The 13,731-nt window shown below is 60.5% G+C and carries 12 protein-coding genes; 9 read left to right on the forward strand and 3 right to left on the reverse strand.

Annotation, left to right across the window (positions count from 1 at the left end; all coding sequences use genetic code 11):
• Positions 1 to 48: 48 nt before the first annotated feature.
• Entirely contained in the window at positions 49 to 1,023 is a 975-nt protein-coding gene (locus tag BOP93_RS24395; protein ID WP_104504902.1) for an alpha/beta hydrolase family protein, read from the forward strand.
• Between the two features lie 134 nt (positions 1,024 to 1,157).
• On the opposite strand, the gene BOP93_RS24400 is transcribed toward BOP93_RS24395, so the two are convergent.
• The 3 genes from BOP93_RS24400 to BOP93_RS24410 are packed head-to-tail and all read right to left on the reverse strand — an operon-like array spanning position 1,158 to position 3,623.
• Entirely contained in the window at positions 1,158 to 1,925 is a 768-nt protein-coding gene (locus BOP93_RS24400) for a TerB family tellurite resistance protein (RefSeq protein WP_104504903.1), read from the reverse strand.
• A 1-nt stretch (position 1,926) separates the two neighbouring features.
• Positions 1,927 to 2,601 carry an N-acetylmuramate alpha-1-phosphate uridylyltransferase MurU gene (gene murU, locus BOP93_RS24405; RefSeq protein WP_104504904.1) on the reverse strand — a complete coding sequence of 225 codons (675 nt, stop codon included), beginning with the start codon at positions 2,599 to 2,601 and terminating at the stop codon, positions 1,927 to 1,929.
• Positions 2,598 to 3,623, reverse strand: a complete 1,026-nt coding sequence (locus tag BOP93_RS24410; RefSeq protein WP_104504905.1) for an aminoglycoside phosphotransferase family protein — start codon at positions 3,621 to 3,623, stop codon at positions 2,598 to 2,600. Before BOP93_RS24410 ends, murU begins: the two co-directional genes overlap by 4 nt.
• Positions 3,624 to 3,753: 130 nt before the next feature.
• Here BOP93_RS24410 and BOP93_RS24415 point away from each other — a divergent pair, with 130 nt between their 5' ends.
• The 8 genes from BOP93_RS24415 to BOP93_RS24455 all read left to right on the forward strand — a co-directional run bounded on the left by BOP93_RS24415 (position 3,754) and on the right by BOP93_RS24455 (position 13,626).
• The gene (locus tag BOP93_RS24415) at positions 3,754 to 6,528 is read left to right on the forward strand and encodes an LPS-assembly protein LptD (protein ID WP_104504906.1); all 2,775 of its coding nucleotides are present in this window, start codon (positions 3,754 to 3,756) and stop codon (positions 6,526 to 6,528) included.
• The gene (locus BOP93_RS24420; protein WP_104505349.1) at positions 6,509 to 7,843 is read left to right on the forward strand and encodes a peptidylprolyl isomerase; all 1,335 of its coding nucleotides are present in this window, start codon (positions 6,509 to 6,511) and stop codon (positions 7,841 to 7,843) included. Before BOP93_RS24415 ends, BOP93_RS24420 begins: the two co-directional genes overlap by 20 nt.
• Positions 7,840 to 8,829, forward strand: coding sequence for a 4-hydroxythreonine-4-phosphate dehydrogenase PdxA (gene pdxA / locus BOP93_RS24425; RefSeq protein WP_104504907.1), 990 nt, complete (start codon positions 7,840 to 7,842; stop codon positions 8,827 to 8,829). The genes BOP93_RS24420 and pdxA overlap by 4 nt, the downstream gene beginning before the upstream one ends.
• Positions 8,826 to 9,644, forward strand: a complete 819-nt coding sequence (gene rsmA / locus BOP93_RS24430; RefSeq protein ID WP_057723670.1) for a 16S rRNA (adenine(1518)-N(6)/adenine(1519)-N(6))-dimethyltransferase RsmA — start codon at positions 8,826 to 8,828, stop codon at positions 9,642 to 9,644. The genes pdxA and rsmA overlap by 4 nt, the downstream gene beginning before the upstream one ends.
• A gap of 203 nt (positions 9,645 to 9,847) precedes the next feature.
• Positions 9,848 to 10,228: a Co2+/Mg2+ efflux protein ApaG gene (gene apaG / locus BOP93_RS24440; RefSeq protein WP_104504909.1), complete on the forward strand. Its 381-nt coding sequence runs from the start codon at positions 9,848 to 9,850 to the stop codon at positions 10,226 to 10,228.
• Positions 10,228 to 11,079, forward strand: coding sequence for a symmetrical bis(5'-nucleosyl)-tetraphosphatase (locus tag BOP93_RS24445; protein WP_065937061.1), 852 nt, complete (start codon positions 10,228 to 10,230; stop codon positions 11,077 to 11,079). The genes apaG and BOP93_RS24445 overlap by 1 nt, the downstream gene beginning before the upstream one ends.
• A 9-nt stretch (positions 11,080 to 11,088) precedes the next feature.
• Positions 11,089 to 11,418, forward strand: a complete 330-nt coding sequence (gene glpE, locus BOP93_RS24450) for a thiosulfate sulfurtransferase GlpE (RefSeq protein ID WP_104504910.1) — start codon at positions 11,089 to 11,091, stop codon at positions 11,416 to 11,418.
• Positions 11,419 to 11,703: 285 nt separating this feature from the next.
• Entirely contained in the window at positions 11,704 to 13,626 is a 1,923-nt protein-coding gene (locus BOP93_RS24455; RefSeq protein ID WP_065885503.1) for a PrkA family serine protein kinase, read from the forward strand.
• The last annotated feature ends 105 nt before the right edge of the window (positions 13,627 to 13,731 follow it).

A 13,731-nucleotide genomic window follows, 5' to 3' on the forward strand; every position in this document is an offset into this window, starting at 1 on the left:
ACCGATCAACCCATTAGGCTGCTGGGATCTTCCGGCCGGGATTTAACGATGCCACCTCTAAACCGTTCGGCACTGCCAGCATTGTGCCTGTCGCTGCTATTTACCAGCGCCTTTTCTGTTCAAGCCGCCGATGCGCCTGCAGCCGTCGCGGAAAAACCCGCCGAGCGCCAGCCCTTGCCCGAGCGCAGCGAGGCAGAAGCCCGCGCGCTCGAACGCCAGGTTGCGCAACAGGAACAACAACAATTGCAGGCCGGCAGCGAGTCGTTCCTGGCCCTGTGGAGGCCCGCCAACAGCGCCGAACCCCAGGGCGTGGTGATTATCGTGCCAAGTGCCGGCGAAAATGCCGACTGGCCGCAAGCGATCGGCCCGTTGCGGCGCAAACTGCCGGACGCTGCCTGGGGCACCCTCAGCCTGTCATTGCCGGACGTCAATCTGGACACCTTGCCGCCACGCGTCATCGAGCCGCCCAAAGCGGCGGTCGATACCAGCAGCAAGGACGGCAGCACGGTCGCCAAACCCGTCGAACAGGCCGCCAGCGCGGAAGCCGAAGGCACTGACCCGGCAGTGGTACCGGGCGCGGATGAACAGGACAAGACCGACGCCAAACGTATCTTCGACCGCATCGACGCTGCCGTCGCCTTCGCCCAGACCCAGGGCGCCCGCAGTGTGGCACTGCTCGGTCACGGCACCGGCGCATGGTGGGCTGCGCGTTACCTGAGCGAGAAACAACCCGCCCAGGTGCAGAAATTGGTGATGGTGGCCGGCAAGACACCCGCCGCTCGTCAACCGGACCTGCAGCAATTGGCCCCAGCGCTGAAAGTACCTACGGCGGATGTGTTCTACCAGGACGGCGCCCAGGACGGCAAAAACGCATTGGCCCGTCTCCAGGCGGCCAAACGCGGCAAGAATGACGGCTACAAGCCGGTACAACTCCACGCCCTGCCCGGCAATGATGCCGCCGAGCAGGAGCAGCTATATCGGCGAGTGCGCGGCTGGTTGAGCCCGCAGGCCAGTGCCGACTGAACACATTTTTCGAAAGTGTTGACTAACCAATGTGGGAGGGGGCTTGCCCCCGATAGCGGTGTATCAGCTGCCACATGTGCTGACTGACACTCCGCCATCGGGGGCAAGCCCCCTCCCACATTTGATCGGCGCTCTCAACGAAAGTCCCGTCGCTCGCGAATCAACGCATAGGCGTTATGCAACTCACGGGTGCGCTCGGTCGCCTCGCGCACTTGCGCGGGGCTGGCGCCACTGCCGGCAATCTTGTCCGGGTGGTGGCGACTGAGCAGGCGTCGATAGGCGCGTTTGATCGCCGAGGGCTCGGCGGTCGCCGTCACTCCCAGGATCCGCAGCGCTTCCTGATAAGCCCCGGCACGATTGACCAACGGCTTGCGCGCCGGCGCGTAATCGGAGGCCAACGCGCGGATTTGTTGCGGCGTCCAGCCCAGCCATTTGCCCCACAACTCGATCAGGTCACGCTCGGCCTCATCCGCCCGGCCGTCCGCCCAGGCCATGCGCCAGCAGGCACGTAGAACGCCCTCGGCGGCATGGGGTTGTGCCTTGAGCACACGCAGATAACGGCGCACCCGGTCGGTGCCGGACTTGCCGCGATTAAAGGCCATGATGGCTCGGCGCTGGGCCGGCTCGGTCATGTCCAGTGCGCGCATTTCCTGGCGCGCCTGCTGGATATGCCCGTCCACAATGCGACCGTTGCTTTTGGCCAGGCGCCCCAGCAGCACGAACAACAATTCGTCGTTGCGCAACGCGGGGCGCCCGCCCATGCGTTCGCGCAACTGCGCCCAGCTGTGCAATTGCAGGCGCCGGTCCAGCGCCTGCCCCAGCAATGCACCCAACAAAGCCCCCGGAATGCTGGCAATCGCAAAGCCAGCCCCGGCGCCGATCAGCGTCCCTGGCCACAGCATCCTATCGTCCCGCTGTCAGCAAGGTTTCGACCTGCGCCAGACGTTCAAGCGTTCCGACATCCACCCAGCGTCCCTTCATGTGTTCACCCGTCACCCGACCGTTGGCCATCGCCGCGCGCAGTAACGGCGCCAGCTTGAAGGCACCCGCACTGCAACCCGCGAACAATTGAGGGTCGAGCACAGAAATGCCACTGAAGGTCAGGTTATCGGCACCGGGCGCCGCATCATGAAGCACGCCGTCGTCCAGGTAGAAGTCACCGCCGGACGGATGATGCGCCGGGTTGTCGACCATCACCAGATGGGCCAGGCCCTGGAGCGGTCGCTTCAATTGGCTGAAGTCGTAATCGGTCCAGATATCGCCGTTTACCACCAGGAACGGCTCGTCACCCAGCAACGGCAACGCCTTGAAAATTCCGCCGCCGGTTTCCAGCGGCTCGCCTTCGGCTGAATAACGGATACGCACGCCGAACTGGGCACCGTCACCCAGGTAGCTTTCGATCTGCTGACCGAGCCAGGCATGGTTGATCACGATCTCGGTGAAGCCGGCCCTGGCCAACGCTTCAAGGTGATACTCGATCAGCCGTTTGCCGCCTGCCTGCACCAGCGGTTTGGGCGTATGCAGCGTCAGCGGGCGCATGCGCTCGCCCTTGCCGGCCGCCAGGATCATCGCTTTCATACGCAAGCCTCGGCCGGTTGGCGCAGGCTGCTGAGCAGCTCGCCCAAGTCACTCAACTCCGGTCGGTCGGCCAGCACCGCTTCTATATAGGCAAAGAAACGCGGCACATCCGCCAGGTAGCGTGGCTTGCCATCGCGGTGACAGATCCGCGCGAAGATACCGATAACCTTGAGGTGACGCTGCACACCCATCAGGTCGCTGGCACGCAGGAAGTCTTCAAAATCATCCTGCACGGGGATGCCCAACTGCCCGGCGCGCTCCCAATAGCCGCGCTGCCACGCGCGCACGCGGGCCTTGGGCCAACTGAGGAAGGCGTCCTTGAACAGGCAGGTAATGTCATAGGTCACCGGGCCATAGACCGCATCCTGGAAATCCAGCACCCCAGGGTTAGGCTCGCTGATCATCAGGTTGCGTGGCATATAGTCGCGGTGCACCAGCACTTTGGGCTGCGCCAGGGCGCTGTCGATCAACCGTTCACTGACGCGCTGCCAGAGGGTCTGCTGCTGAATATCCAGTTCGATACCCAGGTGACGGCGTATGTACCACTCGGGGAACAACTCAAGCTCGCGACGCAGCAAGGCGACGTCGTAGCTGGGCAACGGCGCGTCCATCGGCAACTGCTGGAACGCCAGCAACGCATCGATGGCATCGGCGAACAATTGATCGGCGTTTTGCTCGTCAATCACGTCCAGGTAGGTGTTTCGGCCCAGGTCATTGAGCAAAAGAAAGCCACGCGGCAGATCTTCTGCATAAATTTTTGGCACATTAATTCCCGATTTCGCGAGCAAATGCGCGATATCGACGAAAGGTTTGCAGTTTTCCTGGGGCGGCGGCGCGTCCATTACGACGAATGTATGCGCCCCACCCTCCCACCGGAAGTAACGCCTGAAACTCGCGTCGCTGCTGGCCGCGGTCAATGTGGCCGGGGGTACGGGGCCCCAGTCCTGAGCGTTGAAGAGAATCGGCAACTGCTCATCCAGCCAGACTTCCAGCTGTTGTAAACGTAGATCGTGCTCGGGCATTACAAGGGTCTCCGACGGCGCTAGCCGTCAAGCGGGGCATGCTTTATTATCACGCATCTTTTTCAGACCATCGAGAGGCGTGCGGCCCAAACCGCGGGCAGATGGCACGCAGGAAGCCCGGACTAATAAGATGGCATTGAAATCCCCCGCGTTTCGTAGAAAATTTCCGTTGCTGGTAACCGGCAGTCTGCTGGCCTTGCAACCTTTCGCCACTTCATTCGTGGTCGCCGCGGAACAGTATGACTGCTCAGTCTCTGCTTCGGGTGCCTGGGATTGCGCGCCGAAGACGGCCGCCGCCCCATTGCCACCGCGCCCGGTGCATGACGGTTCTGCCGTCAGCTCGGCCAACAGCACGCCGCAGGGCGAGGCTGGCGGCAGCGTCGACGCCGAGCCCAAGACCATGCTGGTCACCGAAGCCAAGGGCCGTGGACTGCGTTCGCGCAGCAAAGACTACAGCCACCTGGACTGGGTGCCTCGCGAGAAACTGACCGCAGCACAGCTGGCCGAAACCGGCCCTTACTGCGGCGGCGCCTACATCGAACCGACGCGTCCTGGCATGAACGACAAGACGAACAAGAGCGATGCGCCGACCTTCATCGGTGCCAAGGCTTCTCGTTACGAGCAGGAACAGCAGGTCGCGACCCTGGCCGGTGACGTTGTCATGCGCCAGGGCAGCATGCAGCTGGAGTCCGACGAAGCCAGCCTGTACCAGGCCGAGAACCGAGGCGAGCTGAACGGCAAGGTGCGTTTGCGCGACAACGGTGCGCTGATCGTGGGCGACCATGCCCAGGTCCAGCTCGATACCGGCGCCGCCCAGATCGACAACGCCGAGTACGTGATGCACAAGTCGCGTATCCGCGGTAACGCGCTGTACGCCAAGCGTGCCGAGAACGCGATCATCCGTCTCAAGGACGGTACGTACACCACCTGCGAACCGGACAGCAACGCCTGGCAGCTCAAGGGCAACAACATCACGTTGAACCCGGCCACCGGTTTCGGTACGGCCACCAACGCGACGTTGCGGGTCAAGAACATCCCGATCCTGTACACCCCTTACATCTATTTCCCGATTGACGATCGTCGTCAATCCGGCTTCCTGCCGCCGAGCTTCAGCACCGGCAGTGAGACTGGCTTTACCCTCGTGACGCCGTACTACTTCAACCTGGCACCGAACTACGACGCCACGTTGTACCCGCAATACATGACCAAGCGCGGCTTGTTGATGGAAGGCGAATTCCGCTACCTGACCAAGTCGAGTGAAGGGCAGTTTGGTGGGGCGTATCTGAATGATGATAACGACGAGCGCAAGAACCAGACCGACTACGAAAAAACCCGCTATATGCTCAACTGGCAGCATAAGGGTGGGTTGGACTCGCGCCTGACGTCTCAGGTGGATTACACCCGAATCAGCGATCCTTATTACTTCCAGGATTTGAAGTCGTTTGAGGAAGGTGTAGAGAGCCAGGACTTCCTGAATCAGCAGGGTTCCCTCACGTATCGGGGCGACTCGTATCAGGCTCGCTTGAATGTCCAGGCGTACCAGCTGTCCACAATCTCTCAGATCACGCCGTATGACCGGTTGCCGCAGCTGACGCTGAATGGCCAATTACCGTTTCATCCGGGCGGCTTGAACTTCAGTTATGAAACTGAAGCCGTACGCTTTGATCGTGACTTGGAGAACGGCAACTTTACTGACGAGAACGGCGCCGTGTCTCCTCGCCTGGACACGAACGTCCGAGGCCTTACCCGTGCAAACGGCACACGCCTTAACGTTGCGCCAGCCGTAGAATACCCAATGAACTGGACCTACGGTTTTATTACGCCGAAGCTAAAGTACGTGTACACGAAGTACGATCTTGATCTTGATACAATCGGTAAAAATTCGCTGGCCCCTGGAGATGAATTCAAAAGTTCCCAGGACCGCGCCATACCTATTGCCAGTGTAGACAGCGGTCTCTACTTCGACCGCAAGACCAATTGGTTCGGTAAAGACTACAACCAGACACTTGAGCCTCGCGCTTACTATCTCTACGTACCGAACAAAGACCAAAGCGATATCCCGGTTTTCGATACGGGTGAGTATTCATTCAGCTATGCATCTCTGTTCCGTGATAACCGCTTTGCTGGGTCTGACCGTATCGGCGACGAGAACAAACTGTCTCTGGGCGTCACCAGCCGTTGGATCGAAGATAACGGCTTCCAACGCCAACGCGTATCCGTTGGCCAAGCGCTGTACTTCAAGGACCGCGAAGTTCAACTTCCCGGCGTACTGGCCGCTGATCGCGACGACGCTCGTACCGATGTCTCGCCCATCGCTCTGGAATATGAATTCCGCTTCAACCGCGATTGGCGCGCCACGGCCGACTACAACTGGGACCCAGAAAGCCATGCCCCACGTTCCGGCAGCGCGATGTTCCACTATCAGCCGGAAGATAACCCGAACAAGGTCGTCAACCTCGGCTATCGCTATCGCAATGATCAGATCGTCTACAACCAGCTGACCGGCAAATGGCAGTTTGGTGGCGACTACGGCCAACCAGGCGACGAGAACTACGTGAAGGATTACTACAAAATCCAGCAACACGACTTCTCGATGATGTGGCCGATCATTCCACAGTGGAACCTGATCACCCGCTGGCAGTATGACTATGCACGCAACCGTACCCTGGAAGCCTTTGGTGGTTTCGAGTACGACAACTGCTGCTGGAAACTGCGCGTGATCAACCGTTATTGGGTTTCCAACGACGAATATACCCAGATCGCCCCCCTTAACGAAAAGGGTGACCACGGGCTCTTCTTCCAGATCGTCCTCAAAGGACTCGGCGGCCTGACCGGCGCCAAGGTAGAGAGCTTCCTCGACAAAGGCATTGAAGGTTATCGTGAACGTGAAGACAAAGCTTTCTGAGTGTTTGCGCCCGCTAGTGCTGGGCGCGCTGTTCCTGGGTGCCGCCTCGGCGCATGCCGCGGTGCAACAGCTGGATAAAGTCGCAGCCATCGTCGATAACGACGTGATCATGCAAAGCCAGCTGGACCAGCGGGTCAAGGAAGTTCAGCAGACCATCGCCAAGCGTGGCGGTGGCGTGCCGCCGACCAGCGTGCTGGAACCCCAGGTGCTGGAACGCCTCATCGTCGAAAACCTGCAATTGCAGATCGGCGAACGCTCCGGCATCCGTATTTCGGACGAAGAACTGAACCAGGCCGTCGGCACCATCGCTCAACGCAATAACATGAGCATTGATCAGTTCCGCGCAGCCCTGGCGCACGATGGGCTGTCCTATGAGGACGCGCGTGAGCAGATCAAGCGTGAAATGATCATCAGCCGTGTGCGCCAGCGTCGCGTAGCGGAGCGGGTGCAGGTGTCGGAGCAGGAAGTGAAGAACTTCCTGGCCTCGGACCTGGGCAAGATGCAGCTTTCCGAAGAGCTGCACCTGGCCAATATCCTGATCCCAACACCCGACAGCGCCAACGCCGAGCAGCTCAACGCCGCCGCAGCCAAGACCCAGGCGATCTATGATCGCCTCAAGGCGGGCGCTGATTTCGCGCAGATGGCGATTGCCCAGTCCGGCAGCGACAACGCGCTCGACGGTGGTGACATGGGCTGGCGTAAAGCCGCGCAACTGCCACCGCCGTTCGATCGTGAGCTGAGTGCGATGAACGTGGGTGACATCACCCAACCGGCGCGTACCCCTGGCGGTTTTATCATCCTCAAGCTGCTCGGCAAGCGCGGCGGCGAGACCTCGCTCAAAGACGAAGTCCACGTTCGTCACATTCTGGTCAAGCCAAGCGAAATCCGCACCGAGGCACAAACCAAGGAACTGGCGCAGAAGATCTATGACCGCATCGAAAGCGGTGAAGACTTCGCCACCCTGGCCAAGAGCTTTTCGGAAGACCCGGGTTCTGCCCTCAACGGCGGCGACCTGAACTGGATCGACCCGAAAGCCCTGGTGCCCGAGTTCCAGCAAGTGATGGCCGATACTCCGCAAGGCGTACTGTCCAAGCCGTTCAAGACCCAATATGGCTGGCATGTGCTGGAAGTCCTTGGCCGTCGCGCCACCGACAACACCAACCAGGCCCGCGAGCAACAAGCCTTGACCGTACTGCGCAACCGCAAGTACGACGAAGAGCTGCAAACCTGGTTGCGTCAGATCCGTGACGAAGCCTACGTAGAAAACAAACTGCCGGCCGCTGAGCAAACAGGCACCGACCAGGCAGCGCAGTGAAACCCCAGCGTTTCGCGGTAACACCCGGCGAGCCGGCCGGCATTGGTCCAGACCTGTGCCTGCTGCTCGCCTCGCAACCCCAACCACACCCCCTGATTGCCATTACCAGCCGCGACCTGCTCCTTGAGCGGGCCGCGCAGCTGGGTGTGGCTGTCAACCTGCTGGATGTTGCGCCGGGTAACTGGCCCGACCTGCCGGCGCCGGCAGGCAGCCTGTATGTGTGGGACACCCCGCTGCACGCCAAGGTCGTCGCCGGGCAACTGGACAAGGCCAATGCGGCCTTTGTGCTGGAAACCCTGACCCGCGCTGGCCAAGGTTGCATCGATGGCGATTTCGCCGGGATGATCACCGCGCCCGTTCATAAAGGCGTGATCAACGAATCCGGTATCGCCTTCTCCGGCCATACCGAATTCCTGGCCGAACTCACCCAGACCGAACAAGTCGTGATGATGCTGGCCACTCGTGGCCTTCGCGTCGCGCTGGTCACCACCCATCTGCCGCTGCGCGATATCGCCGACGCCATCACCGCCGCGCGCATAGAACGCGTCACGCGCATCCTGCACGCCGACCTGCAACACAAATTCGGCATTGCCCAACCGCGCATCCTGGTCTGCGGGCTCAACCCCCACGCCGGTGAAGGCGGCCATTTGGGCCATGAAGAAATCGACATCATTGAACCGACATTAGAGCGTCTGCGCCAAGAAGGCATGGACCTGCGCGGCCCATTGCCTGCGGACACTCTGTTTACCCCCAAATATCTGGATCACTGCGACGCAGTGCTGGCGATGTACCATGACCAGGGGCTGCCCGTGCTGAAATACAAAGGCTTCGGCGCCGCAGTCAACGTGACACTGGGCCTGCCGATCATCCGCACCTCCGTCGACCATGGCACTGCCCTGGACCTGGCGGGCAGCGGCAAGATCGATACCGGCAGCCTGCACGTGGCCCTGGAAACCGCCTATCAGATGGCCGAGACCCGTATATGACCGAGCATTACCAACACCGGGCGCGCAAGCGCTTCGGGCAAAATTTCCTGCACGACGCGGGCGTAATCGACCGCATCCTGCGCTCCATCCACGCCAAGCCCGACGACCGCTTGCTGGAAATCGGCCCGGGCCAGGGCGCACTGACCCAAGGCCTGCTCGCCAGTGGCGGTCAACTGGATGTGGTGGAACTGGACAAGGACCTGATCCCGATCCTCAACCAGCAGTTTGCCGACAAGCCCAACTTCAACCTGCATCAGGGCGACGCGCTGAAGTTCGACTTCAACAGCCTCAACGCTGCGCCCAACAGCCTGCGCGTTGTCGGCAACCTGCCGTACAACATCTCCACCCCGCTGATTTTCCACCTGCTGAACAACGCCGGGATCATCCGCGACATGCACTTCATGCTGCAAAAAGAAGTGGTGGAGCGCCTGGCCGCAGGCCCCGGTGGCGGTGATTGGGGCCGTTTGTCGATCATGGTTCAGTACCATTGCCGCGTCGAGCACCTGTTCAACGTCGGCCCGGGCGCGTTCAACCCGCCGCCGAAGGTCGACTCGGCCATCGTGCGCCTGGTGCCGCATGCCGTACTGCCGCACCCGGCCAAGGACCACAAACTGCTGGAGCGCGTGGTGCGCGAAGCGTTCAACCAACGCCGCAAGACGTTGCGCAACACACTCAAGGCGCTGTTGAGCAACGCCGAAATCGAAGCCGCCGGCGTTGACGGCAGCCTGCGCCCCGAGCAACTGGACCTGGCCGCCTTCGTGCGCCTGGCCGACCAGCTTGCCATCCAGCCTGCGCCAGTAGCAGACCAGGCGTAAGCACAAATGTGGGAGGGGGCTTGCCCCCGATTGCGGTGGACCAGTCAATATATTCAGCGACTGATACACCGCTATCGGGAGCAAGCCTCCTCCCACATTTTGGACCACGTCATACCCGACAGCATGTCTGGCCTAGTGCCCACCTCTTGGCCTAGACTGATCCGCATCTGCTGTCCTCCGCTTTTGCTTTTAAGGCCTCTTGCATGTCCGATCCTCGCTACCAGATCGACGTCAGCGTCGTCACCCGCTTCCTGGCGGACCAATCGCAACCTGAACTCAACCGCTTTGCCTTCGCCTACACCATTACGGTGACAAACAACGGGCGGGTGCCGGCCAAGTTGCTGTCGCGCCACTGGGTGATCACCGACGGCGATGGTCAGGTTGAAGAAGTCCGCGGCGCGGGCGTTGTCGGCCAGCAACCGTTGATCGACATCGGCGCCAGCCATACCTACAGCAGCGGCACGGTGATGACCTCCAGGGTCGGCACCATGCAGGGCTCGTATCAGATGAAAGCCACCGACGGCCACGTGTTCGACGCAACCATCAAGCCCTTCCGCCTCGCGGTGCCCGGAGCCCTGCACTGATGGCAACGTACGCGGTCGGTGACCTGCAAGGGTGCCTGGAGCCCCTCAAGTGCCTGCTGGAACAGGTCGCCTTCGACCCCGTGAATGATCGACTGTGGCTGGTCGGCGACTTGGTCAACCGTGGCCCGCAGTCGCTGGAAACCCTGCGCTACCTCTATAACCTGCGCGATTCGCTGGTCTGCGTGCTGGGCAACCATGACCTGCACCTGCTCGCGGCCGGCCAGAACATCGAGCGCCTGAAAAAAGGCGACACCCTGCGCGAGATCCTCGAAGCACCGGACCGGGCCGAGTTGCTGGAATGGCTGCGCCGACAAAAGCTCATGCACTACGACGAGGCCCGTAACATCGCCCTGGTCCACGCCGGCATCCCACCGCAATGGACCTTGAAGAAAGCCCTCAAGTGCGCCGCCGAAGTCGAAAGCGCCCTGGCCGATGACAACCTGTACACCGCCTACCTCGACGGCATGTATGGCAACGAGCCAGTGAAGTGGGACAACGAGCTCACCGGCGTTGCCCGCCTGAGAGTGATCACCAACTATTTCACGCGCATGCGTTTCTGCACGGCGCAGGGCAAGCTGGACCTCAAGAGCAAGGAAGGCGCCGACACCGCCCTGCCCGGCTACCAGCCCTGGTTCGCCCACAAGGAACGCAAGACCCGGGACACGAAGATCATCTTCGGCCACTGGGCCGCCCTTGAAGGCAAATGCGAAGAACCCGGCGTGTTCGCCCTCGACACCGGCTGCGTGTGGGGCGGCGCCATGACCCTGATGAACATCGACACCGGCGAGCGTATCAGTTGCCAGTGTGAATCCCCTGCACCCACCCTACAGACGGCCGCCGCCAAGCCCTAGGAGCCCGCCATGAGCGAATTCAAACGTATCCCTCCCGAACAAGCCCAGGCCCTGCGCGAGCAAGGCGCCGTGGTCGTCGATATCCGTGACCAACCGACTTACGCTACGGCCCACATTGCCGGCGCCCGGCATCTGGACAACGTCAACATCGCCGACTTCATCCGTGCCGCCGACCTCGACGCGCCGGTGATCGTGGCGTGTTATCACGGTAACTCCAGCCAAAGCGCCGCAGCCTATCTGGTCAGCCAGGGCTTCTCCGACGTTTATAGCCTCGATGGCGGCTTTGAGCTGTGGCGTGCGACCTATCCTGCGGAAATTTCTTCAGGCAATTCGCAATAATTTTTTTCACACCCCGCTACCCCGCGTGACGCTTGGGCTTGCGCCGTTTCTGACGAACGGCGCAGCCAAACTAATTACGTATCGCGCCTTGAACTCCCCGATTACCAACTATCCTTAAGTGCAGGCCATCCAAATCAGGGGAGAGCCGGTACACCGGCGCGCGGGTCATCGGTAGCGTTTCAGGGTGTTCTGGGGGGAAAACAGCCATTGGGGAACGCCAATGGCTGCCAGCATCGACTGATTGATCCGGCGTCGGCTCCACGTATCGAGCGAGGTGACGACGTCATGAGTATCTTTAGCCACTTCCAACAACGTTTCGAGTCCACACAGCAGGAAGAACTCACGCTTCAAGAGTATCTTGAGCTGTGCAAACGGGATCGCAGCACCTACGCGTCTGCCGCCGAACGCCTGCTGCTGGCGATTGGCGAGCCGCAGTTGGTAGACACCTCGAACAATTCGCGCCTGTCGCGAATATTCTCCAACAAGGTGATCCGGCGTTACCCGGCCTTTGAAGACTTCCACGGCATGGAAGAATGCATCGACCAGATCGTCTCCTACTTCCGCCATGCGGCCCAGGGCCTGGAAGAGAAGAAACAGATCCTCTATCTGCTCGGCCCCGTTGGCGGCGGCAAGTCGTCCCTGGCGGAAAAACTCAAACAGCTGATCGAGAAGGTGCCCTTCTACGCCATCAAGGGCTCACCGGTGTTCGAGTCGCCTTTGGGGCTGTTCAACGCCACCGAAGACGGTGCGATCCTCGAAGAAGACTTCGGCATCCCACGGCGCTACCTCAATACCATCATGTCGCCTTGGGCCACCAAACGCCTGTCCGAATTTGGCGGCGATATCAGCCAATTCCGCGTAGTGAAACTCTATCCATCGATTCTCAACCAGATCGGCGTCGCCAAGACCGAGCCGGGCGACGAGAACAACCAGGACATTTCGGCGCTGGTGGGTAAGGTCGATATTCGCAAACTCGAAGAATTCCCGCAGAACGACGCCGACGCCTATAGCTACTCGGGGGCGCTGTGCCGGGCCAACCAGGGCCTGATGGAGTTCGTGGAGATGTTCAAGGCGCCGATCAAGGTGCTGCACCCACTGCTCACAGCCACCCAGGAAGGTAACTACAACAGTACCGAAGGCCTGGGCGCGATTCCGTTCACCGGGATCCTGCTGGCGCACTCAAACGAATCGGAATGGCACACCTTCCGCAACAACAAGAACAACGAAGCCTTCATCGACCGTATTTACATCGTCAAGGTGCCGTACTGCCTGCGGGTCAGCGATGAAATCAAGATCTACGACAAACTGCTGTTCAACAGTTCACTGGCCAAGGCCCATTGCGCGCCCGACACTCTGAAGATGCTCGCCCAGTTCACCGTGCTGTCGCGCCTCAAGGAGCCGGAGAACTCCAATATCTACTCGAAAATGCGCGTGTACGACGGTGAAAACCTCAAGGACACTGATCCCAAGGCCAAATCGATCCAGGAATACCGTGACACGGCGGGCGTCGATGAAGGGATGAACGGCCTGTCGACACGCTTCGCGTTCAAGATCCTCTCCAAGGTCTTCAACTTCGACCCCCACGAGATCGCCGCCAACCCGGTGCACCTGCTCTACGTGCTGGAGCAGCAGATCGAACAGGAACAATTCCAGGCCGAAACCCGCGAGCGCTATCTGCGTTTCCTCAAGGAATACCTAGCGCCGCGCTATATCGAATTCATCGGCAAGGAAATCCAGACCGCCTACCTGGAGTCCTACAGCGAGTACGGCCAGAACATCTTCGACCGCTACGTGCTGTACGCCGACTTCTGGATTCAGGACCAGGAATACCGCGATCCCGAAACCGGCGAAATTCTCAACCGCGTGGCGCTCAACGAAGAGCTGGAGAAGATCGAGAAACCCGCCGGCATCAGCAATCCGAAGGATTTCCGCAACGAGATCGTCAATTTCGTGCTGCGCGCCCGCGCCAACAACAACGGCAAGAACCCAACCTGGCTCAGCTACGAGAAACTGCGGGTGGTGATCGAGAAGAAAATGTTCTCCAACACCGAGGATCTGCTGCCGGTCATCAGCTTCAACGCCAAGGCGAGCAAGGAGGACCAGCAAAAACACAACGACTTCGTCACACGAATGGTCGAGCGTGGCTACACCGACAAACAGGTACGACTGCTCTCGGAGTGGTACCTGCGGGTGCGCAAATCGCAATAAGGCAGCGACAGGTGCTCACTGCCAGGCGTTACGCCTGGCAGTCGACCGCTTGTCCTTAAGCTTCCAGCTCGCGGCTTGAAGCTTGTAACGTGAAGCTGCCCGGAG

It is taken from the genome of Pseudomonas orientalis, from assembly GCF_002934065.1.
Taxonomy (GTDB): Bacteria; Pseudomonadota; Gammaproteobacteria; order Pseudomonadales; family Pseudomonadaceae; genus Aquipseudomonas; species Aquipseudomonas orientalis_A.